Annotated in this window: 18 protein-coding genes, 2 pseudogenes and 1 riboswitch; of the genes and pseudogenes, 14 read left to right on the top strand and 6 right to left on the bottom strand. The window is 73.0% G+C overall.

Annotated elements, in window-relative coordinates; translation table 11 throughout:
- Positions 1-131: 131 nt before the first annotated feature.
- The 8 genes from ACFWMZ_RS02635 (at position 132) to ACFWMZ_RS02600 (ending at position 6,809) form a co-directional block, all read left to right on the top strand.
- On the top strand, positions 132-1,031 hold the full coding sequence (locus ACFWMZ_RS02635) for a DUF881 domain-containing protein (RefSeq protein WP_383199236.1): 900 nt from the start codon (positions 132-134) through the stop codon (positions 1,029-1,031).
- Entirely contained in the window at positions 1,028-1,360 is a 333-nt protein-coding gene (locus tag ACFWMZ_RS02630; RefSeq protein ID WP_003946928.1) for a small basic family protein, read from the top strand. The genes ACFWMZ_RS02635 and ACFWMZ_RS02630 overlap by 4 nt, the downstream gene beginning before the upstream one ends.
- Positions 1,361-1,365: 5 nt before the next feature.
- A complete protein-coding gene (locus ACFWMZ_RS02625; RefSeq protein WP_383199234.1) occupies positions 1,366-2,238 on the top strand; it encodes a DUF881 domain-containing protein in 873 nt (290 codons plus the stop codon).
- Between the two features lie 82 nt (positions 2,239-2,320).
- Positions 2,321-3,241: an FHA domain-containing protein gene (locus ACFWMZ_RS02620; protein ID WP_383171101.1), complete on the top strand. Its 921-nt coding sequence runs from the start codon at positions 2,321-2,323 to the stop codon at positions 3,239-3,241.
- Positions 3,242-3,256: 15 nt separating this feature from the next.
- Complete coding sequence (locus ACFWMZ_RS02615; protein WP_383199232.1) at positions 3,257-3,988, top strand: MerR family transcriptional regulator; 732 nt, start codon at positions 3,257-3,259, stop codon at positions 3,986-3,988.
- Between the two features lie 63 nt (positions 3,989-4,051).
- The gene (locus ACFWMZ_RS02610; protein WP_383170564.1) at positions 4,052-4,528 is read left to right on the top strand and encodes a bifunctional nuclease family protein; all 477 of its coding nucleotides are present in this window, start codon (positions 4,052-4,054) and stop codon (positions 4,526-4,528) included.
- Between the two features lie 192 nt (positions 4,529-4,720).
- Positions 4,721-5,356: a MerR family transcriptional regulator gene (locus ACFWMZ_RS02605; protein WP_383170567.1), complete on the top strand. Its 636-nt coding sequence runs from the start codon at positions 4,721-4,723 to the stop codon at positions 5,354-5,356.
- Positions 5,357-5,414: 58 nt separating this feature from the next.
- The gene (locus tag ACFWMZ_RS02600) at positions 5,415-6,809 is read left to right on the top strand and encodes a DNA polymerase IV (RefSeq protein WP_383170570.1); all 1,395 of its coding nucleotides are present in this window, start codon (positions 5,415-5,417) and stop codon (positions 6,807-6,809) included.
- Positions 6,810-7,027: 218 nt separating this feature from the next.
- Here the strand turns inward: ACFWMZ_RS02600 and ACFWMZ_RS02595 are convergent, their stop codons facing one another.
- The gene (locus ACFWMZ_RS02595; RefSeq protein WP_383171104.1) at positions 7,028-7,399 is read right to left on the bottom strand and encodes a PRC-barrel domain-containing protein; all 372 of its coding nucleotides are present in this window, start codon (positions 7,397-7,399) and stop codon (positions 7,028-7,030) included.
- Positions 7,400-7,514: 115 nt separating this feature from the next.
- Positions 7,515-7,612: riboswitch (glycine riboswitch) on the top strand.
- Positions 7,613-7,788: 176 nt separating this feature from the next.
- Between ACFWMZ_RS02595 and gcvP the strand changes: the two genes are divergently transcribed.
- Positions 7,789-10,674, top strand: a complete 2,886-nt coding sequence (gcvP, locus tag ACFWMZ_RS02590) for an aminomethyl-transferring glycine dehydrogenase (RefSeq protein ID WP_383170573.1) — start codon at positions 7,789-7,791, stop codon at positions 10,672-10,674.
- 117 nt (positions 10,675-10,791) lie between these two features.
- Here gcvP and ACFWMZ_RS02585 read toward each other — a convergent pair whose 3' ends face one another.
- Positions 10,792-10,998 carry a DUF5999 family protein gene (locus ACFWMZ_RS02585; RefSeq protein ID WP_383170576.1) on the bottom strand — a complete coding sequence of 69 codons (207 nt, stop codon included), beginning with the start codon at positions 10,996-10,998 and terminating at the stop codon, positions 10,792-10,794.
- 320 nt (positions 10,999-11,318) lie between these two features.
- Positions 11,319-11,909 (bottom strand): hypothetical protein, encoded by a 591-nt coding sequence (locus tag ACFWMZ_RS02580; RefSeq protein ID WP_383170579.1) that lies wholly within the window; start codon positions 11,907-11,909, stop codon positions 11,319-11,321.
- Positions 11,910-12,502: 593 nt separating this feature from the next.
- Here ACFWMZ_RS02580 and ACFWMZ_RS02575 point away from each other — a divergent pair.
- Complete coding sequence (locus tag ACFWMZ_RS02575; protein WP_383170582.1) at positions 12,503-14,023, top strand: glutamate-cysteine ligase family protein; 1,521 nt, start codon at positions 12,503-12,505, stop codon at positions 14,021-14,023.
- A 52-nt stretch (positions 14,024-14,075) separates the two neighbouring features.
- Here the strand turns inward: ACFWMZ_RS02575 and ACFWMZ_RS02570 are convergent.
- Positions 14,076-15,868 (bottom strand): annotated as a pseudogene (locus tag ACFWMZ_RS02570) (substrate-binding and VWA domain-containing protein).
- Positions 15,869-16,034: 166 nt separating this feature from the next.
- Here ACFWMZ_RS02570 and ACFWMZ_RS02565 point away from each other — a divergent pair.
- Positions 16,035-16,835 carry a CPBP family intramembrane glutamic endopeptidase gene (locus ACFWMZ_RS02565; protein WP_383170585.1) on the top strand — a complete coding sequence of 267 codons (801 nt, stop codon included), beginning with the start codon at positions 16,035-16,037 and terminating at the stop codon, positions 16,833-16,835.
- A 28-nt stretch (positions 16,836-16,863) separates the two neighbouring features.
- Here ACFWMZ_RS02565 and ACFWMZ_RS02560 read toward each other — a convergent pair whose 3' ends face one another.
- Both ACFWMZ_RS02560 and ACFWMZ_RS02555 read right to left on the bottom strand, forming a co-directional pair.
- Positions 16,864-17,682: a PhzF family phenazine biosynthesis protein gene (locus ACFWMZ_RS02560; protein WP_383199230.1), complete on the bottom strand. Its 819-nt coding sequence runs from the start codon at positions 17,680-17,682 to the stop codon at positions 16,864-16,866.
- A 312-nt stretch (positions 17,683-17,994) separates the two neighbouring features.
- A pseudogene (locus ACFWMZ_RS02555) lies at positions 17,995-18,081 on the bottom strand (VOC family protein); the annotation flags it as partial.
- Positions 18,082-18,273: 192 nt separating this feature from the next.
- Here ACFWMZ_RS02555 and ACFWMZ_RS02550 point away from each other — a divergent pair.
- The 3 genes from ACFWMZ_RS02550 (at position 18,274) to ACFWMZ_RS02540 (ending at position 20,960) form a co-directional block, all read left to right on the top strand.
- Positions 18,274-18,945, top strand: a complete 672-nt coding sequence (locus tag ACFWMZ_RS02550; RefSeq protein ID WP_383199228.1) for a PadR family transcriptional regulator — start codon at positions 18,274-18,276, stop codon at positions 18,943-18,945.
- 176 nt (positions 18,946-19,121) lie between these two features.
- Positions 19,122-19,799 (top strand): Clp protease N-terminal domain-containing protein, encoded by a 678-nt coding sequence (locus ACFWMZ_RS02545; protein WP_383170593.1) that lies wholly within the window; start codon positions 19,122-19,124, stop codon positions 19,797-19,799.
- Between the two features lie 153 nt (positions 19,800-19,952).
- A complete protein-coding gene (locus ACFWMZ_RS02540) occupies positions 19,953-20,960 on the top strand; it encodes a DMT family transporter (RefSeq protein WP_383199249.1) in 1,008 nt (335 codons plus the stop codon).
- Position 20,961 lies beyond the last annotated feature (1 nt).

Genomic DNA, 20,961 nt, shown 5'->3' with positions numbered 1-20,961 from the left:
GGTCCACCGCGGGGGGCCCAACCCCCCCCCCCCCCCCCCCCCGGGGCGCCGCCGGCACCCCCCCCCCCCCCCGCCCGCGTGCTCCACCCCCGGGAGAACGCATTCGGAGGTGGAGCCCCGGCCGTGCGACGATGTGCGGCATGTCGCAGCAGCCCCCCGAACGGAGTACCGTCCCGCGCCGCCCGCGCCCCGACGCCTCCATGTCGCTGCTCACCAACGTGATGGACCACAGCCTGGACGACGGGTACGCCGAGGCGGCCGCCCGCCGGGCCGCCGACGGCACCGCGGGCGTCCCGCGCACCCTCAAGGCCAAGCTGGGGTTGGCGGCCGGGCTGGTACTCGCCGCGCTCGTCGTCACCGTGGGAGCGGCGCAGGCCCGCGAGGACGCGCCCGTGGTCGCCAAGGAGCGCGAGGAGCTCATCGACCGCATCGAGAGCGGCTCGGCCACCGCCGACGGCCTGGAGAAGGACGTCGAGTCGCTCCGGGCCGAGGTGGGCGAGCGCCAGCGCGAGGCGCTCCGGAAACACGGCGGGGACCAAGGCGCCCTCGCCGGCCTGCTCTCCGGAGCCACCGCCGTCCAGGGCCCCGGCGTCAAGCTGGTGGTGGACGACGCCAAGGGCTCCGACACCGGGGGCGGGGGACCGAGGGAGAGCGCCGGCTTCTCCGACACCGGGCGGCTGCGCGACCGCGACATGCAGCGCATCGTCAACGGACTCTGGCAGTCCGGGGCCGAGGCGGTGTCGATCAACGGGCAGCGCCTCACCGCCCTCTCGGCGATCAGAGCCGCGGGGGACGCCATACTGGTCGACAACAAGCCGCTGGGCCCGCCGTACACGGTGCTCGCGGTGGGCGACGGGCAGCGCCTCGCCGACCGCTTCCAGGGCAGCTCGGACGGGCAGTACCTCGGCGCACTGCGCGAGAACTTCGGCATCCGCACGAAGATCACCGCGGAGGACGAGGTCCGCCTGGCCGCCGCACCGAGCGTGAGCGTACGAATCGCGGAGCCGACCGCGGGAAAGGGCACATCTTGATCGCCGTACTGGGGCTCCTCGTGGGAGTCGTGGCCGGACTGCTGGTCCGGCCCGAGGTACCCGCCGTCGTCGAGCCTTATCTGCCGATCGCCGTGGTGGCGGCGCTCGACGCCGTCTTCGGCGGGCTGCGCGCCATGCTCGACGGCATCTTCGACGACAAGGTGTTCGTCGTGTCGTTCCTGTCGAACGTCGTCGTCGCCGCCCTCATCGTCTTCCTCGGCGACCAGCTCGGCGTGGGGGCCCAGCTCTCCACCGGCGTCGTCGTGGTCCTCGGCATCCGCATCTTCTCCAACGCCGCGGCCATCCGCCGCCACGTCTTCAGGGCGTGAGGCCGATGCGCGACGACGAGTCCGGTACCCAGGACCCCGGCACCGGCGACGACCCGCACCAGGGCGGCCCGCCCCGGCGCCAGCCGCTGCCCGACGCGGCCCCCGAGCCCGAGCCCGCTCCCGAACCCGCCCCTGAGAGCGGGCAGGCCCCGGCCGAGCTGACCGGGCGTCAGCGTCTGGTGAAGGGACTCTGGCCGCCGCGTGTGACGCGTGCCCAGCTCACCGTCGCCGTGCTGCTCTTCGTCCTCGGCCTCGGTCTGGCCATCCAGGTGCGTTCCACCAACGACACCGGAGCGCTGCGCGGCGCCCGCCAGGACGATCTCGTACGCATCCTCGATGAACTCGACGACCGCACCGAGCGTCTGGAAGACGAGAAGCAGCGTCTCGAGGACCAGCGGACCGAGTTGGAGAACAGCTCGGACCAGGCCGAGGAGGCGCGTCGGCAGACCGTCGAGAAGGAGCGTCAGTTGGGCATCCTCGCGGGGAACGTCGCGGCGACGGGTCCGGGCATCACCCTCACCGTCCAGGACCCGGGCGGCACCGTCCGAGCCGACATGCTCCTGGACGCCGTCCAGGAGCTGCGGGCGGCCGGCGCGGAGGCGATCCAGGTGAACGACGTGCGGGTGGTCGCGGGGACGTATCTGAGTGACGGTTCCGGCGGCGTCAACGTCGACGGGAACAAGATCACCCGTCCCTACCGTTTCAAGGTCATCGGCAATCCGCAGGACCTCGAACCGGCCCTCAACATCCCTGGTGGGGTGGTCCAGACGCTGGAGAAGGAGCAGGCCACGGTGGTGGTGACACGTGAGGAGAAGATCGTGGTGGACGCCTTGCGACCGGCGGAGCAGCCTGACTACGCTCGGTCGTCGAACGAGTGAGGCACGGGCGTATACGGAGTGTCCGAGCCGGGCATGAGGTTGCGGGGGGTCGGCGCATAGTGGAGGCGGCGCGTGGTGGAAACTGTGCGGTGGAGACGGACGCGGTGAAGGCGTCCGGATCGGCCGTCGTGTGCAATCAGGGTTCGTCCTGCCCCACGGGCGGGTCTGTTTCGGTCAAGGGGAATCGCCCGTGAAGTTGTTTGCGAAGTTGTTCGGCAAGAGTGGGCGCGAAGACGGCGGCAAGGCCGCCCGGCACCGCGCCCCGCGCCAGGGAGAAGAGGAGCAGGGCGAGCGTCCCCTGTTCCGTGACGAGGTCGCGGGCGGTGACAATTCGGGCGCGTCGTCCGTTGACCGCTCCGGTGCCGGCGGCATAGGTTTCGGTGAACCATCAACCTCAAGTACGGGTGGAGACTTTGGTCCCGGCCCGTACGGATCCGAAGCCCCCGCAGGGCAGCCGCGGCAGGAGGGCCCGTCCATGGTGTGCAGCAGGTGCGGGCACCGCAACGCCGAGGCCAGCCGCTTCTGTTCCAACTGCGGAGCGCCGCTGACCGCGGCGGCGGCCCAGGAGCGCCCGTCCGAGACCACCTCGACGATCTCGATCTCCGGCTTGGAGGCGTACGAGGCGGAGGTGACCGGGCAGAACCCGGCGCCGACGCTCTCCCCGGAGGCCCAGGCCGCCGTGGACGCCCTTCCGGCCGGGTCGGCGCTGCTGGTGGTGCGCCGCGGGCCCAACGCCGGCAGCCGGTTCCTCCTCGACGGGGAACTGACGACGGCGGGGCGCCACCCGCAGGGTGACATCTTCCTGGACGACGTGACGGTCTCCCGCCGCCACGTCGAGTTCCGCCGCCAGGAGGACGGGGCCTTCACCGTCGCCGACGTGGGCAGCCTCAACGGCACCTACGTCAACCGCGAGCGCATCGACGCCGTCGCGCTCGCCAACGGCGACGAGGTGCAGATCGGCAAGTACCGGCTGGTCTTCTACGCCAGCCAGCGGGGCATCTGACCGTCAGGAAGGTCTATGCGTCAATCAGCGAGGGGCGGTGCCGGAAACGGCACCGCCGCCGCGGACAGTCGGCCGGTGAGTATCGGCACGGTGCTCAGCACGCTCCGTGACGAGTTCCCCGAAGTGACCATCTCCAAGATCCGCTTCCTGGAGTCCGAGGGGCTCATCGAGCCGCAGCGCACCCCCTCGGGGTACCGCAAGTTCAGCCCCCAGGACATCGAGCGCCTCGCGCAGGTGCTCCGCATGCAGCGCGACCACTACCTTCCGCTCAAGGTCATCAAGGAGCACCTCGACGCCGTCGAGCGCGGCGAGGAGCAGCCGCTCCCCGCCGTCGGCCGGCAGCGCGAGGCCGGGGACCCCGAGCCGGGTGCCCCGACCGTCCGCCGGATCGGCCGGGCCGAGCTCCTCACCGCGGCCGAGGTCGGCGAGGAGGAGCTGGCCGACTGGGAGGCTTACGGGCTCATCAGCCCGCTGCCCGAGGGGGACTACGACGCCCAGGCCGTCCGGATCGCCGCTCTGGTGGCCGAACTGGGCCGCTCGGGAATCGAGCCGCGCCACCTGCGGGCCATGAAGGCCGCCGCCGACCGGGAGGCCTCCCTGGTCGAGCAGATCGTCGCACCCCTGCGCCTGCACCGGAATCCGCAGACCAGGGCCCATGCCCAGGAGCGGACCAAAGAGCTGGCCGGGCTCACCACGAGCCTCCATTCGGTGCTCTTCCAGGCCGCTCTCGGGGTCCGTCTGCCCTGATCCGGACCGATCCAGGGGGAGCCCGACTACCCAAACCCGCCGGGCACGTCCTAGGGTTGCTGTGTGAACGAGCTCGACGTCGTAGGTGTCCGGGTCGAAATGCCCTCCAACCAGCCGATCGTGCTCCTGCGCGAAGTGGGAGGCGACCGCTACCTCCCCATCTGGATCGGACCGGGTGAGGCGACCGCCATCGCGTTTGCCCAGCAGGGGATGGCCCCTGCCAGGCCGCTGACGCATGACCTCTTCAAGGACGTCCTGGAGGCCGTGGGGCAGGAGCTGACCGAAGTGCGCATCACCGACCTACGGGAAGGCGTCTTCTACGCGGAGCTGGTCTTCGCCAGCGGGGTCGAGGTGAGCGCCCGCCCGTCCGACGCCATAGCGCTCGCCCTGCGCACCGGCACGCCGATCTTCGGCAGTGACGGGGTGCTCGACGACGCGGGTATCGCCATCCCCGACGAGCAGGAGGACGAGGTGGAGAAGTTCCGCGAGTTCCTCGACCAGATCTCGCCGGAGGACTTCGGCACCAACAACAGTCAGTAGCGGGGGCCGGTCCCGTCAGCGGGACGGAGCGGCGGTCGGCCCCGCCAGCCATTCGGCCACGTCTTCCCGGAAGCGGGACACGGTAAACCACTCTTGGGGGGAATATCACCCGGCGTGGCGAGTGTGGCGATCGTTGACGCACCCCGGGTGACTGCCTACCGTCGACAAGCAGGTCAAGGACGGAGGGTCGGCGTGAGCATCAGCGGCGACGGTACGACGGGGGGTGCTCCGGGGCTCGGTCCCCGCGAGCGCGGTCCGTACCCGCTTCACGGCAGGTCGGCGGCACGGCAGGGGCGGCCGGTCGAGGCCGTCGCCGACGGCGTGGAGAGGGCCAAGGACGACATCGGGTACCGGGGGCCGACCGCCTGCGCCGCGGCCGGGATCACCTACCGCCAACTGGACTACTGGGCCCGTACCGGGCTGGTCGAGCCGAGCGTCCGCCCGCCGCACGGGGCCGGCGCGCAGCGGCTCTACAGCTTCCGAGACGTCGTCGTCCTCAAGATCGTCAAGCGGTTCCTCGACACCGGGGTCTCCCTCCAGAACATCCGCACCACCGTCCAGCACCTGCGGGACGGTGGTTTCCGGGACCTGGAGCGCATGACGCTGATGAGCGACGGCGCCACGGTCTACGAGTGCACCTCGCCCGACGAGGTGGTCGACCTCCTCCAGGGCGGCCAGGGCATCTTCGGCATCGCCGTCGGCGTGGTCTGGCGGGACGTGGAGAGCGCCCTCTCCCAGCTCCACGGCGAACGCGTGGACACGGGGGAGACGGTGGTCCGCCACCACCCCGCCGACGAGCTGGCCAGGCGGCGCAACCGGGCGGTCTGACCGGCGCCCGCGGATCGCCCACTCCCCACTGTCGGTGGCGTAGGGCAGCATCAAAGACGTGAGATCCGCGCCCACGATCCTCCATCTCGACATGGATGCCTTCTACGCCTCGGCGGAGCAGGCCGCAAAGCCGAGCCTGCGCGGCAAGGCGGTGGTGGTCGGCGGGCTCGGACCGCGCGGCGTGGTGGCCACCGCCTCGTACGAGGCACGGCGGTTCGGGGTGCACTCGGCGATGCCCACCGCCCAGGCGCGCCGCCTCGCCCCGCACGCGGCCTACCTCACCCCCCGCTTCACGCTCTACCGCGACGTCAGCAACCAGGTCATGGCGCTGCTGCGGGAACTCTCCCCGCTGGTGGAGCCGCTCAGCCTCGACGAGGCCTTCGTCGACCTGGAGGCGGGCGGGACCGCCTTCGACACGGCCTCGGCGCGGGAAGTGGGGGAGCGGCTGCGGGCGGACATCAGGAAGGTCACCGGGCTGAGCGGTTCGGTCGGGCTCGCGGTGTCGAAGATGCTCGCCAAGATCGGCTCGGAGCGGGCCAAGCCCGACGGCCTGGTCCTCATCGACCCGGGCACCGAGCGGGAGCTGCTGGCACCGCTGCCGGTGCGGGTCCTGCCGGGCGTCGGCCCGGCCACCGGCGACCACCTGCGCCGCGCGGGCATCACCACCGTCGCCGAGATCGCCGAGGCGGGCCAGGACGAACTGGTCCGGCTGGTCGGCAAGGCGCACGGCACCGGGCTGTACGCCATGGCCCTCGCCCAGGACGAGCGGCCGGTCGTCTCGGAGCGGGAGGGCAAGTCCGTCTCCGTCGAGGACACCTACGACCTGGACATCCACGACCGGGTCCGGGTGCGGGGCGAGGTCGCGCGCCTCGCGGAGCGGTGCACCCGGCGGCTGCGCGAGGCGGGCCGCTCAGGGCGCACGGTGGTCCTCAAGGTCCGCCGGTACGACTTCTCGACGCTGACCCGCTCGGAGACCCTGCGCGGCCCCACCGACGACCCCGCCGTCGTCCGGGAGGCGGCCGCGCGGCTCCTGGAGGGCGTCGACACCACCGGTGGGGTCCGGCTCCTCGGCGTCGGCGTGAGCGGCCTCGCCGATTACACGCAGGAGGACCTGTTCGCCCAGGCGGCGGGGGAGCGGGCCGCCGCCGAGGCAGCCGCCGGGATCGCCGGGAAGGACGCGGCCGACGCGGAGGGGCCCGCGGCCGACACCGTGGACCCCGTGGCTCCGCCCGCGCCCGAGGAGCGGCGCTGGCCCGCCGGCCACGACGTCGTCCACGTCGTCCACGGCCACGGCTGGGTCCAGGGCAGCGGCGTCGGGCGGGTGACGGTCCGCTTCGAGACCCCCACCTCGCCCCCCGGCCGGGTCCGCACCTTCCGCACCGACGACCCGGAGCTGAGCCTCGCGCCGCCGCTGCCGCTGGTGGAGGGGCCTGGCGGGGCCGACGAGGGATGAGCCCGCCCCTTCGGCACCCCGAGGCGGCCGAAGCCAGGCGTCTGCGCGCGGGAGCGGGCCGGTTCTGCCGACGGTGGGGTGGCCTCAGGCGCCGGCCGGGTTGGGGAGTGGCTGGGGTGGGGTGGCCTCAAGCGGCGGCCGGGTCGGGGGAGCGGTCGGGGTGGCGTGGCGTCAAGCGGCGGCCTCGCTGTCGTGTGCGGCTGAGTGAGCCCGGTCGTTCAGCTCTCCTCCGTGCCGGCGATCCGGCCGAAGTCGCGGTCCGGGAGTGGTTCCGGGGCGGCGATGTCGAGGCCGTAGTGGTGGTAGAGCTGGAGCTCCTGCTCGGGGGAGAGGTGGCGGCCCACGCCGAAGTCGGGGGCGTCGCGGATGAGGGCGCGTTCGAAGGGGATGCGCAGGGCTCCGTCGACCAACTCGCTCGGTTCCAGCGGGACGAAGGCGTCGCGGCTGAAGAGGCCGGTGCGGACGGCCGCCCACTCGGGGACGCCGGTCGCGTCGTCCAGGTAGACCTCGTCGACCGTGCCCACCTTGGTGCCGTGGCGGTCGAAGGCCTTGCGTCCGATGAGGCTGCGGGGATCGATATCGCTCTGCACGGAACCCTCCCAGGGCATGGCAGCACATCCGTCCCTCCTACGAAAGGGCACATCCCGCCCGTCGGCCACTCGACGGCCCGGGCGCGGCCCCCGCTGGTAGGCTGGCCATGGCTGTCGACCCCGTGCGGGAGAGTCCTCCGGCGATCACCGCGGAGGCGCCGAAGGAGCAAATCCTCCCCGGAATCTCTCAGGCCCCCGTACCGCACGGACGAGGTCACTCTGGAAAGCAGGGCGGGTGGCGGACGGTCCGTGCGCACCCCGGCCTCACCGACGGTGAAAGCCGGTGCCCGCACCGGTGAAGCTCTCAGGTCCGGATGACAGAGGGGGAGGCCGTACGGGCACCCGCGCGGGTGCCCCTCGCAGGTCGCGTCGACCAGGAGGCCTCCGCAATGACCGCCAACCGCACCCCGCTCTCCCGCCTTGAACAGGGCGTCCCGTTCGAGCAGCGGCACATCGGGCCCGACGCCGGTGACCGCGCCAAGATGCTCGCCCAGGTGGGCTACGGCTCGCTGGACGAGCTCACCGCCGCCGCCGTCCCGGACGTGATCAAGAGCGCCGAGGCGCTGGATCTGCCCGACGGCCGCTCCGAGGCGGAGGTCCTCGCGGAGCTGCGCAGCCTCGCCGACCGCAACCAGGTCGTGGACTCCATGATCGGCCTCGGTTACTACGGCACCTTCACCCCGCCGGTCATCCTGCGGAACGTCATGGAGAACCCCGCCTGGTACACGGCGTACACGCCCTACCAGCCGGAGATCTCGCAGGGCCGGCTGGAGGCGCTGCTGAACTTCCAGACCACCGTCGCCGACCTGACCGGGCTGCCCACCTCGGGCGCCTCGCTGCTCGACGAGGGCACCGCCGCCGCCGAGGCGATGGCGCTCTCGCGCCGCGTCGGCAAGGTCAAGGAGGGCGTCTTCCTCATCGACGCCGACGCCTTCCCGCAGACCGTCGCCGTGATCGAGACGCGTGCCGAGCCGACCGGCGTCGAGGTGGTCGTCGCCGACCTCAGCGAGGGCATCCCCGCCGAGGTGGCCGAGCGCGGCGTCTTCGGCGTCCTCCTGCAGTACCCCGGCGCCTCCGGCGCCGTCCGCGACCTCAAGCCGGTGATCGACGCCGCGCACGAGCTGGGCGCCGTCGTCACCGTCGCCGCCGACCTGCTCGCCCTCTCCCTGCTCACCCCGCCCGGGCAGCTCGGCGCGGACATCGCCGTCGGCACCACCCAGCGCTTCGGCGTCCCGATGGGCTTCGGCGGCCCGCACGCCGGATACATGGCGGTCCGCGAGAAGTTCGCCCGCAGCCTGCCCGGCCGCCTGGTCGGCGTCTCCGTCGACGCCGACGGCGACCGCGCGTACCGCCTCGCCCTCCAGACCCGCGAGCAGCACATCCGCCGGGAGAAGGCCACCAGCAACATCTGCACCGCGCAGGTGCTGCTCGCCGTGATGGCCGGCATGTACGCCGTCTACCACGGGCCCGAGGGCCTGCGCGCCATCGCCGGGCGCACCCACCGGTTCGCCGCGCTGCTCGCTGCCGGACTGCGCCAGGGAGGTGTCGAGGTCCCCGGGGAGTCCTTCTTCGACACCGTGACCGCGCGGGTGCCCGGCCGGGCCGCCGAGGTCACCTCCGCCGCCCGCGAGCGGGGCATCAACCTCCGCCTGGTCGACGCCGACCACGTCTCCGTCGCCTGCGACGAGACCACCACCCGCGCCCGCCTCGCCGCCGTCTGGGAGTCCTTCGGGGTCAGCGCCGACGTCGAGGAGCTGGACGGGGCGGCCCCGGACGCCCTGCCCGGGGCGCTGCTCCGCGAGGACGCGTACCTGACCCACCCGGTCTTCCACCAGTACCGCTCCGAGACGGCCATGCTCCGCTACCTGCGGCGGCTGGCCGACCGGGACTACGCGCTGGACCGCGGCATGATCCCGCTCGGCTCGTGCACCATGAAGCTGAACGCCACCACCGAGATGGAGCCGGTCACCTGGCCGGAGTTCGGCGCGCTGCACCCGTTCGCCCCGGCCGACCAGGCGCAGGGCTACCTCACGCTCATCCGCGAGCTGGAGGAGCGCCTCGCCGAGGTCACCGGCTACGACCGGGTCTCCCTCCAGCCCAACGCCGGTTCGCAGGGTGAGCTGGCCGGGCTCCTCGCCGTCCGCGGCTACCACCGGGCCAACGGCGACCTGGACCGCACCGTCTGCCTGATCCCCTCCTCGGCCCACGGCACCAACGCCGCCAGCGCCGTGATGGCCGGGATGAAGGTCGTCGTCGTCAAGACCTCCGACGACGGCGAGATCGAGATCGAGGACCTGCGGGCCAAGATCGAGCAGTACCGCGACCAGCTCTCGGTGCTCATGATCACCTACCCGTCGACGCACGGCGTCTTCGAGGAGCACGTCGCCGACATCTGCGCCGCCGTCCACGACGCGGGCGGCCAGGTGTACGTCGACGGCGCCAACCTCAACGCGCTGGTCGGCCTCGCCAAGCCCGGCCGGTTCGGCGGCGACGTCTCCCACCTCAACCTGCACAAGACCTTCTGCATCCCGCACGGCGGCGGCGGCCCCGGCGTCGGCCCGGTCGGCGTCCGCGAGCACCTGGCGCCCTACCTCCCCAACCACCCGCTCCAGCCCGCCGCGGGCCCCGCCACCGGCGTCGGCCCGGTCTCGGCGGCGCCGTGGGGCTCCGCGGGCATACTTCCGATCTCCTGGTCGTACGTCCGGCTGATGGGCGGGGAGGGACTCAAGCGCGCCACCCAGGTCGCGGTCCTCGGCGCCAACTACATCGCCAAGCGGCTGGAGCCGCACTTCCCGGTGCTCTACACCGGCCCCGGCGGGCTCGTCGCCCACGAGTGCATCATCGACCTGCGCCCACTCACCAAGGCGACCGGCGTCAGCGTCGACGACGTCGCCAAGCGGCTGGTCGACTACGGCTTCCACGCGCCGACCATGTCGTTCCCGGTCGCCGGGACGCTGATGATCGAGCCGACCGAGAGCGAGAACCTCGCCGAGCTGGACCGCTTCTGCGAGGCGATGATCGCCATCCGCGCCGAGATCGAGCAGGTGGCCACCGGAGCCTGGCCCGCCGAGGACAACCCGCTGCGCAACGCCCCGCACACCGCCCGCACCCTCACCGGCGACTGGGACCACGCCTACACCCGCGAGGAGGCCGTCTTCCCGGCCGGAGTGCACGCGGCCGACAAGTACTGGCCGCCGGTCCGCCGGATCGACCAGGCGTACGGCGACCGCAACCTGGTCTGCTCCTGCCCGCCGCTGGACGCCTACGAGGGCTGAGCCGCGCGCCCTTCGCCGCGGCGGAGGGGTGAGGACGCGTGAGGGCCGGTTCGGAGTCGTCTCCGAGCCGGCCCTGCCGTTCCTCCCCGCGCGGCCCGTGCGGACCGCCGCCTCCGCTCACACCGCCGTGGTCACCCGGCCAGGGATCAGCGGCCGGTGCGGGGCGATGATCTGCCCGTCGGGCAGCAGCTCCCCGGTGTCCTCGAAGACGACGACGCCGTTGCACAGCAGGCTCCAGCCCTGTTCCGGGCGGTGCGCCACGAGGCGGGCGGCCTCCCGGTCGGCGGAGTCGGCGGTGGGGCAGAGAGGCTGGTGCTGGCACATGGGTGGGTTCTTTCGCTGCGATGTGGTTGCTGTCCTGCGGCTCGACGCGGTGTTCATGACCGTCCCCCGGTGTGATCGGTCGGTCCCAGTGTTGCCTCGTGGCGCTGAATCCGCAGTCATTTCGCGGCAGCGCTCCTCACTGGGGGAGGACGCGTCACCCGTGCGGGCGGTTCAAGTCAACTGCCCTGTCATTTCGGGTGGTTGCCACTGGTCACATCGGGCTAGCCCACAAGAGGGGTGGTGCGCCCCAGGCGCGAGGAGGCAGCGTGCGGCGTCCTCGCGCCCTGGGCGTCGGCGTAGGCCCCGGCACCCCCGGTGGGTCAGGCCGGCAGGAGCGGTCCCGGCAGCTGGCCCGGGGAGAGCCGCCGGGTCAGCACCGGCAGAAGCTCGGACGCCGGGTAGGGGCGGTGGGCGGCGATGCCGGGCGGGGCCGGGGCGATGGGGACGAGCAGGTCGGTGGCGAGCGGACCGCCGCGGCTCGCGTCGGCCGCCGGGTCCCCGTGCAGCCACAGGGTCAGCATGTACAGCCCCGGTACGGACAGCAGCCGCGGCTGGTGCGGTGCCGCGAGGCCGTCGGCCTGGCGCAGCGCCGCCTCGGTGGCGGTGACGTACGGGCCTTCGAAGAAGTGCGAGAAGGCCCAGCCGTCCGGGGTCAGGCGGGTGTCGGCGGCGGCCACGGCCCGGTCGCCGCTGCGGATGAGGAACCGCCAGCCGGCCAGCCGGGTCGGCGAATCCGTCTCGAGGGACGCGCGGTCCATGACATGGACCGGCAGCGGGAGTTCCGGGCTGGTGGGACCGGTCGCCGCGCGGAGCGCGGAGGTGCGGGCCTCGCGGACGGCCGTCGGGGATCCGAGGGCGGCGAGGACGCTGCGCTCGGCGGGCGCGGGAGCCGGGAAGAAGTGCAGCGGCATGGTGGGTCGCCTCTCGTCGGGCAGGCAGGGGACATCAGGGCAGGCGCGGACGACGCTGTCAGCTCGGAGCGAAGGGGCGGGGCAGGGACCGAGGTCCCCTCCGGTAGACCGGGGCGTGAGGCCGCGATGATCCGCCGGACAGGTCCTGGCGGTCGCCAATTCACTGCCTCGTTCGCGGAGTTTATACGACGTGTGTTCCATCGGCGCTTCGTCTACCGGCGCTCGGAATTGCGGGCAAGGCGGTATTCGGTCGCCATAATGAGGGGTTCATCCCGGTTTTCTCGGGACGGCACGCCTGTGACCTGGATATTCATCCCGCAGGCGGTCGGCCTGTTCCCGTCGGCGTTTTCACCACCCGCGGTCGCCCCTGTGGGCCGGGCGTGGGAAGGAGCAGGGCCGAACAGGTGCCGGGGCTCCCCGGGGGGCATTCGCCCGCGGCTTGCCGCGTGAATGTGCCCAGTGCCTCGGTCGGGATCGAGCCTAGCGCGCGGCGGCCTGTCGCGGGGCGTTATGGATCGCATTGCCTGGGCATCATCTTTCGTGGACCAGCCCTGGGCAGCAGGCCGGGGACCAGTACCCAGGGGAGGACATCGATGGGTGAGAAGGTCGAGGCGGGATCGTTCGACCTGGCGGATCGGCATGCGTTCCGCCGCAAACTTCAGCAGTGCCAGCGCGTGCTGGAGCGGATGCTGGACGAGAAGCGCTTCGACCGCCCGAAGAACCTCCTGGGCCTGGAGATCGAACTCAATCTCGCGGGCTCCGACGGCCTCCCGCGAATGATGAACCAGCAAGTGCTGGAGCGGATCGCCAGCCGCGATTTCCAGACCGAGCTGGGAATGTTCAATCTCGAGGTGAATATCGCCCCCCACCGATTGGGTGACCGCGTCCTCGACCGGCTGGCCGAGGAGTTGCGGATCGGCCTCGGGTATGCCGACCGTAAAGCGGGGGAGCTGGACGCCGGGATCGTCATGATCGGAATTCTTCCGACGCTCACACGCGACGATCTCGTCTCCGCCAATCTCACCGACGTCGACCGCTACCGCCTTCTCAACGACGAGATCGTCGCTGCCCGGGGCGAGGAGTTCCCGCTCGACATCGAAGGCGTCGAGCGGCTGCGCTACACCGCCTCGTCGATCGCGCCGGAGGCCGCCTGCACCTCCGTGCAGCTCCACCTCCAGGTCACCCCCGACCGGTTCGCCGACGTCTGGAACGCCGCGCAGGCGGTGGCCGCCGTGCAGATCGCCGTCGGGGCCAACTCGCCGTTCCTCTTCGGCAAGGAGCTGTGGCGGGAGTCCCGCGCTCCCCTCTTCCTCCAGTCGATCGACACCCGTCCGGTGGAACTCCAGGCCCAGGGTGTTCGCCCGCGCACCTGGTTCGGCGAGCGGTGGATCTCCAGCGCCCGCGAGCTGTTCGGCGAGAACCTGCGCTACTTCCCCGGCCTGCTGCCGATCTGCGACGACGAGGACCCCGAGGCGGCTCTGGAGGCGGGCCGGGCCCCCGGCCTCGCCGAGATGGTCCTGCACAACGGCACCGTCTACCGCTGGAACCGCCCGGTCTACGGCGTCGCCGACGGCGTGCCGCACCTGCGCGTGGAGAACCGCGTGCTGCCCGCCGGCCCCACCGTGGTCGACGTGGTCGCCAACGCCGCCTTCTACTACGGCCTGGTCCGCGCCCTCGCCGAGAGCCGCACCCCGGTCTGGACGAAGCTCCCCTTCGAGGCGGCCGAGGCCAACTTCGACGCCGCCTGCCGGTACGGGATCGACGCCCGGCTCACCTGGCCCAGGCGCGGCAAGTACACGGGGAGTGCCGAGACCGACGCGGCCACCCTCGTCCTGGAGGAGCTGCTGCCGCTGGCCTCCGCCGGGCTGGACGCCTGGGGCGTCGACCCGGCCGACCGGGACCGCTACCTCGGCGTCATCGAGGCCCGCTGCCGCCGCCGCACCAACGGCGCCGCCTGGCAGGCGGCCACGTACCACCGGGCCCGGGAGAGCGGGATGGAACGGCGGCCCGCGCTCGCCGCCATGGTCCGCCGCTACAGCGACCTCATGCATGCCGGAGAGCCGGTGCACACCTGGCCGGTCGGGGTGACCGACGCGACCGCCCGGCCGGTCTGAGCCCGGCCGGGCGGGGGCGGAGCGAACGCCTTCGGGGAGGCACCGGCGGCGGTCAGAGCGCGCTGCCCGACTCCATGATCGCCTTCAGGATCACGGCGTGGATCTGCGCCGGGTCGTTCACCTGGTGGCCCGAGCCGCCGGTGGCCGCGGCGATCTCCTCGACCTCTTCCTTGTCGGCGGCCGGGCCGACGGCGATGGCGATCACCGGGACCGGCCGGTCCGGGTCGCGCAGTCCCTCCAGCTCGGCGACGAGGGAGCTGCGGGAGATCGACCCCGGGTCCTCGTTGACGCCGTCGGTGAGGACCACCAGGGCGTTGACTTCCCGCTGACGTAGCTCTCCTGCGCCTCCTTGTAGGCGGCGAGGGCGGTGTCGTACAACCCGGTCGCACCGTCCGGGACCGGCGTGAGGTCGCCGAAGGCCGCGGTGAGCCGGTCGCGGTGGGCCTTGCCCTTCTCGTCCCGGTCGCCGAGCCGCCGGGTGTCGACCAGCTTGCGGTAGTCCTTGTCGCCGTCGAGGTGGGTGGCGAACTCCCACAGGCCGATCTCGTCGTCCGGGGTGAACTGCGAGAGCCCCTGGATCAGCGAGGCCTTGGTGACGTCCATCCGGGGCTGGTCGCGGCCCGGCACCGGCTGCGCCATGGAGCCGGAGGCGTCCACCACCGTGGTCAGCCGGGCGCTCTGCACCGTGATGGTCCACATGCCGAGCGTCTCCTGCACCGCCTCAGGCGCCGGCGGCTCGAACGCGTCCTGGTCGTACGGCTGCGGGGTGCGGCCGCCCGCCGCGGTGACCACGGCCTCGTCCGGGACACCGGACTCCGGGCGGAAGCCGTGCCGGACCAGCGCGCGGCGGCCCTCCGGCTCGGCGAAGAAGGTCATGAAGCGGACCGCGGCCCGGCTCTCGTCGGTGCTCTGGCCCCGCTCGTCGACGAGGGTGAAGGGGTAGTCGAGCAGCGGCGCACCGTCCTTCGGGTAGCACAGGTCCACGCCGCCCTCGTCGGTGGCATCGGCGTTGTGCCGGTGCGCCGCCTGCTCGGTGAGGATCAGCGCCTGGTTACGGCGCGGGGTGCCCTGCTCGGTGCCGGTGCCGGTGCCGGTGCCGGTGCCGGAGCCGTCGCGGGCGAGGGTGTCCAGGACCTGGCCGTCGCTGTCCGACATGCGGGCGGCGAGGATCTTCGCGGCGGCCGCCACCTGCGTGTTGTCCTCGTCGCCCGCCGCGGCCGACGAGGTGCCGACCATGGTGAGGGCGAGCAGGCCGGGGGCGCTGCGCGCCGGGTCGGCGGTGCCCAGGCGCAGCTTCTCGCCCGTGGTGGCCGCCGCCGCCAACTCGGCCCAGGTGTACGTCTTCGACGGCCACCCCAGCGACCGGGCGGCACTCGGCGGCATGGCGACGCCCACCGGCGTGGCCGCGAGGTTGCCGGTGGGCGTGACGGGGGTGCTCTCGTTGTCGGAGCCGGCTCTCTCCAGCCAGAGGGCGGAGTCCGGGACCCACACCTCGTAGTCGCCGCCATTGCCCGCCCGTAGCGCGTCGGCGACCTGGTAGGCGTCCCGCCCGGTCACCCGGACGTCCATGCAGTGGCCGTCCGCGGTCACCTTCTCCTCGCGGATGCGGGCGGCCGCCTGTCTGAGAGCCGGGGCGATGTCCGGTGAGGCCACCACGTCGACGCGGACCGCCTCGTCCGCGCGGGAGCCGCCGAGCGGCAGCAGACCGGTGCGGCCCGCCACGGCGGTGCCCGCGGCGACCGCCAGGACCAGGACGGTGGCGATGGCGACGGTGCGGCCCCGGGCCCGGGGGCGAGGGTCGGGCGCAGCGGCCCCGTACTCATCGGGCAAGCTGTGACGTCCCATTGCGGTGGTGCCCTCTCCTTGAGCGATGAAGCAAGGAGAGGGGGACAGGTTCGCCGTCGATGGCGCCCGTCCCCCTCGGCCTGTCGCGCACGATCTTCGGATCTGTTTTCGAGACCCTGGCGGTGTGTGCGGGCGGATGGGGCGGGATTCCCCAACTGGAGGCAGAGTGCGGACGGAGGCAGGGCTGGTGGCTGGTTCTCTACGGCTGGAAGATTCCTCACGACGGGTGTTCCGGGACGAGACGCTGATCGTGCTGGCGCTCTCGCTGGGGGCGAGCGCCGTCTCCTCCCTGATCAGTTTCGTCGGCTCGGTCACCCGGCCGGGCGGGCTCAAGGACCAGGCGGCCAACCTCAACTCCTCGGCGGCGCCGGGGCGTCCGTGGCTGGATCTGGCCTGGCAGCTCTTCGGCATCGCGACCGCCCTGGTGCCCGTGCTGCTCGTCCTCCACCTGCTGACGCGGGAGGGCGCCGGGCCCCGTTCGATCGGCTTCGACTGGACCCGGCCACGCTTCGACCTGACCCGGGGGACGGCTCTCGCCGCCTGCATCGGAAGCGCGGGGCTCCTCTTCTACCTGGCGTCCCGCGCCGTCGGGATGAACCTCACCGTCGTCCCCGAGTCACTTCCCGGGGAGTGGTGGAAGTTCCCCGTGCTGATCCTCTCGGCGGCCGAGAACTCGGTGCTCGAAGAGGTGATCGTGGTCGGCTACCTGCTGCGGCGCTTGGAACAGCTCGGCTGGAGCCCGGTGTCGGCGCTGCTCGCCAGCTCGGTGCTGCGCGGCTCGTACCACCTCTACCAGGGCGTCGGCGGTTTCCTCGGCAACCTGGTGATGGGAGTGGTCTTCGCCTTCCTCTACCAGCGGTGGCGCCGGGTCGGCCCGCTGGTGGTCGCCCACACCCTCCTCGACATCGGCGCCTTCGTCGGGTACGCGCTGCTGGCGGGGAAGGTGGGCTGGCTGCCCACGGCCTGACCGGCCGTGGGCAGCGCGGCCGGTCCGCTCACACCAGGAGTTCGCCGTCGAACACGGTGACCGCGTCGCCCGTCAGGAGCGTGCGGTCGCCGCGCAGTTCGGTACGGATGATGCCGGTACGCGCTCCGCCCTGGAACCCGGTCAGCCGGTCGCGGCCGAGCCGGGCCGACCAGAACGGGGCGAGGGCGGTGTGGGCGCTGCCCGTGACCGGGTCCTCGTCGATGCCGACCTGCGGGAAGAAGCCGCGCGAGACGAAGTCGTAGCCGGCGGCGGGGTCGTCGGCCAGGGCGGTGGCGATGACGCCGCGCCGGCTGTGGCGGACGAGGCCGCGGTGGTCGGGCGCCAGCTCGCGGACGGTCTTCTCGTCGGGCAGCTCCAGGAGCAGGTCGCCGCAGTGCGGGCCGGTGTCGTGGACGCTCAGCGGCACCGCGCCCAGGGCCTCGGCGAGCCCCGCCGGGAGGGCGTCCTCGGTCAGCGGCGCGGTCGGGAAGTCCAGCGTGTGCCCGCCGTCGGAGTTCGGCGCCGCGGTGAGGACGCCGCCGCGGGTGGCGAAGCGCAGCGCGCCCCCGTCCGGCGCAGCGCGCCCGTCGGCGGTGAGCGCGTGGGCGGTGGCGAGGGTGGCGTGGCCGCACAGGTCCACCTCGCAGCTGGGGGTGAACCAGCGCAGGGCCCAGTCGGCCTCGCCGCCGGGCTCCAGCGGGTGGGCGAACGCGGTCTCGGAGAGGTTCACCTCGGCGGCGATCCGCTGGAGCCGTGCGTCGTCGGGGAAGGCGTCGAGGAGCGCCACCCCGGCCGGGTTGCCGGAGAAGGGGCGGTCGGTGAAGGCATCGATGATTCGCAGGCGCATGCGGTGAGCGTGCCGCCTTCCGGCGAGGGGCGGCAAAGGCCAATCGTGGGGCGGTGGACTGGCTTTTGGGCGACCCGTGGTCCGCCTGGGCGCTCACCGTTGCCCGGGGCCGCCGTCCGGCGGGGTGGTCGGACTTACCTCCTCGCAGGTAAGCGTCGAGCGTTCGTGGTTCCGCCCTTCCGTCGATCGCCTGGGAGGCGGGCGAGAAGCCCTCGCTCCGGAAGCCGAGGCGCGGGACCAGGCCGAGGGAGCGGACGTTGTCCGGCTGGATGTTCGCCTCCAGCCGGTGCGGCCCCAGGGGGCCGAGGAGGCGTACCCCGACACCTCGCACCAGAAGCGAGCCAGGCGCTCAGGTTCCGCGCAGTCGAAGGTGACCTGGAACTTCCTGATCGACGTCATCGGCCCACCGGATGGGCGCGTGCCGTGCACCGGAATCCCGGCGTTCCACGGCGTGCGGGGTGAGGTCCGGCGTGCGCTGAGCACCGCAGGAGCCAGGGCACGAGGCCGCCACGACGGAGAGCCTTGCCGTAAGAACAGTCCCGATATATCGTTGAGGCATCGCGACCGATTATGAATGGAAGGAGCGTTGCGATGCGTATCCACGGACACGAACACGAGCATGAGCATGGACTGGGGCACGGGCGGCAGTTCGGCTCCCATCACGGGGGACCCGGTCCCGAAGGGTTCGAGCGGTGGGGCGGGGGCCGGCGCGGGCCCGACGGCGACGACCGGCGCCGCATGGCCTTCGGGCCGTTCGGGCCCGGCTTCGGCCCCGGGGGGCCCTGGGGCGGGGGCGGGGGCGGGCGCGGTGGCGGCCGGGGGAGGGCGCGCCGCGGTGACGTGCGGGCGTCGATCCTGGCCCTGCTGGCCGACCGGCCGATGCACGGCTACGAGATGATCCAGGAGATCGCCGAACGCACTGGCGGCGCCTGGAAGCCCAGCCCCGGCTCGGTGTACCCGACCCTGCAACTGCTGGAGGACGAGGGGCTCATCGCCAGTGAGAGCGGCGGCGGCAAGAAGCTGTTCGCGCTCACCGAGGAGGGCCGGACCGCTGCCGCCGAAGGGCCGGACGCCCCCTGGGAGGAGGCCGGGCGCGGTGTCGACTGGGAGAGCGTCAACGAGATCCGCCAGGCCGGAGCCGGGCTGATGGAGGCGTTCGGGCAGGTCTGGAAGACCGGCACCAAGGAGCAGCAGGAGAAGGCGCTCGCCGTCGTCAACGATGCCCGCAAGCGGCTCTACCTGATCCTCGCCGACCAGGACTGACCCGGCCCGCCCGCGCCAGGAGGCGCGCGGACCGACCCGCACGCCTCTCTCGCGTTCCGGCCCGCCCCTCCTCCGCAGGGAGGAGGGGCGGGTGCGTTGTGCCCACCCTGTGTCGGACGCGCGAATGCGTCCACCCGGGGATGTGGACGAAGCGCCCGAATGGTGAGGTGGTGGATGTGTACCGCCCTTCCCACGCGTCGGACCCCGGATCCGCTCCGGCCGACGGCGACCCGCGGCCCGAGCTGGCCAACGCCCTGGCGGGCGCCCGCCGCCGCGCCCAGCGGGACGGCGACGGCCAGGCCGACACCGCGCACCTGCTCCACGCCCTGCTGGAGCACGACCCGGCGAGCCGGGAGGCGGTCGACGCCTGCGAACAGGGCGGCGAACAACTGGTGAAGCTCCTCGGCCTCCTCGTCCAGCGGAACATCGGTTACGGGCTGAAGTGGCACGGCTCGGTCGAGGACTCCGGTGCGGTGCCGATGGCCCGGGCCGACGGCTGGTCGCCCGCCGCCGCGGGCGCGCTGGACCTCGCCCGGCGGCGGGCCGGCCACCGCGGGGGCGGGCCCGCCGGTCCCGACCTGCTGGCCGGGCTCGTCGCCGACCCCGAATGCCGCGCGGTGCAGGTCATGGAGCGGGCCGGAGTCGACCGCGGGCTGCTGCGCCGCCGCCTCGGCGCGGACGCCGACGAGCGGCCGGGCTCGCCGACCGGACAGCCCGGCCCCCTCGGCCTGCCGGAACAGGCCGGGCCCATAGACGTGTCGGCGCTGCGCCGGGAACTCGGACCGCGGCGCGGCGCTCCGGGCGGGGAAGGTTCCCGTCCGGGCGGGAGCGAGGGGCCCGCCGCCTCCCCGTGACGCTCCGGTGGTGCGGCGCCGACGGGCGTGCGGGGGCCAAGGCCCCGCGGGGAACGGTAAGGAGCGCCACGGGGTGACGCCCCTGATCTCGGCTGTCATGATGTGCCCGTGTCAGCCTCCTCCGCTTCCCCCGCCCTCGCGGCCCACGCCCCTCTGGCCTCCCGCCGACCGTTCGGCGGCCGTGGGGCGGGGCTCGGCCTCGCGCTGGTCTCCGCGCTCGCCTTCGGCGGCTCCGGTGTCGCCGCCAAACCGCTCATCGAGGCGGGTCTCGACCCGCTCCACGTCGTCTGGCTGAGGGTGGCGGGTGCCGCCCTGGTCATGCTGCCGCTCGCCTGGGTCCACCGCGATCTGCCCCGCAGGCGTCCGGCGTTGCTGCTCGGCTTCGGCCTGCTGGCCGTGGCGGGCGTACAGGCCTGCTACTTCGCCGCCATCTCCCGCATCCCGGTCGGCGTGGCCCTGCTGGTCGAGTACCTGGCGCCCGCGCTGGTCCTCGGCTGGGTGCGGTTCGTGCAGCGGCGGCCGGTGACCCGGGCCGCCGCCTTCGGTGTGGTTCTCGCGGTCGGCGGGCTCGCCTGCGTGGTCGAGGTGTGGGCCGGGCTCCGCTTCGACGCGATCGGCCTGCTGCTGGCGCTCGGCGCCGCCTGCTGCCAGGTCGGCTACTTCGTCCTCTCCGACCAGGGCGGCGACGCGGGCGACGAGGCACCGCACCCGCTCGGCGTCATCGCGTACGGCCTGATCGTCGGGACGGCGGTGCTCACCGTGATCGCCCGGCCCTGGTCGATGGAGTGGAGCGTGCTCGCCGGGACGGCGCGGATGGACGGGACGCCGGTCGCCGCCTTCCTGCTGCTCGGCTGGATCGTGCTGCTCGCCACCGTCCTCGCCTACGTCACCGGGGTGCTGTCGGTGCGGCGACTGTCGCCGGCCGTCGCGGGGGTCGTGGCATGTCTGGAGGCGGTGGTGGCCACCGTGCTCGCCTGGGTGCTGCTCGGCGAGCACCTGTCGCTGCCGCAGATCGCCGGGGGAGCGGTGGTCCTGCTCGGGGCGTTCATCGCCCAGTCGTCCACCCCGGCCCCTCCGTCGGCGGGACCGGTCGCGGCCTCCCGGCCGGCCGGGGCCAGGGATGCCGAAGGGGAGTTGTCCGCCTCCCGTGATCATGCCTAGA

Origin of the sequence: Streptomyces sp. NPDC058373 (assembly GCF_042723275.1) — a bacterium.
Lineage (GTDB): Bacteria > Actinomycetota > Actinomycetes > Streptomycetales > Streptomycetaceae > Streptomyces.
The sequence above is the reverse complement of the archived record's forward strand: the minus strand, read 5'-3'. Positions and strand labels throughout refer to the sequence as shown.

Bases quoted from the DNA above. Each gene is read 5' to 3' on its own strand.
- ACFWMZ_RS02635 (WP_383199236.1), top strand. From the start codon at position 132: ATGTGCGGCATGTCGCAGCAGCCCCCCGAACGGAGTACCGTCCCGCGC.
- ACFWMZ_RS02625 (WP_383199234.1), top strand. From the start codon at position 1,366: ATGCGCGACGACGAGTCCGGTACCCAGGACCCCGGCACCGGCGACGAC.
- ACFWMZ_RS02615 (WP_383199232.1), top strand. From the start codon at position 3,257: ATGCGTCAATCAGCGAGGGGCGGTGCCGGAAACGGCACCGCCGCCGCG.
- gcvP (WP_383170573.1), top strand. From the start codon at position 7,789: ATGACCGCCAACCGCACCCCGCTCTCCCGCCTTGAACAGGGCGTCCCG.
- ACFWMZ_RS02585 (WP_383170576.1), bottom strand. From the start codon at position 10,998: ATGTGCCAGCACCAGCCTCTCTGCCCCACCGCCGACTCCGCCGACCGG.
- ACFWMZ_RS02580 (WP_383170579.1), bottom strand. From the start codon at position 11,909: ATGCCGCTGCACTTCTTCCCGGCTCCCGCGCCCGCCGAGCGCAGCGTC.
- ACFWMZ_RS02575 (WP_383170582.1), top strand. From the start codon at position 12,503: ATGGGTGAGAAGGTCGAGGCGGGATCGTTCGACCTGGCGGATCGGCAT.
- ACFWMZ_RS02560 (WP_383199230.1), bottom strand. From the start codon at position 17,682: ATGCGCCTGCGAATCATCGATGCCTTCACCGACCGCCCCTTCTCCGGC.
- ACFWMZ_RS02550 (WP_383199228.1), top strand. From the start codon at position 18,274: ATGCGTATCCACGGACACGAACACGAGCATGAGCATGGACTGGGGCAC.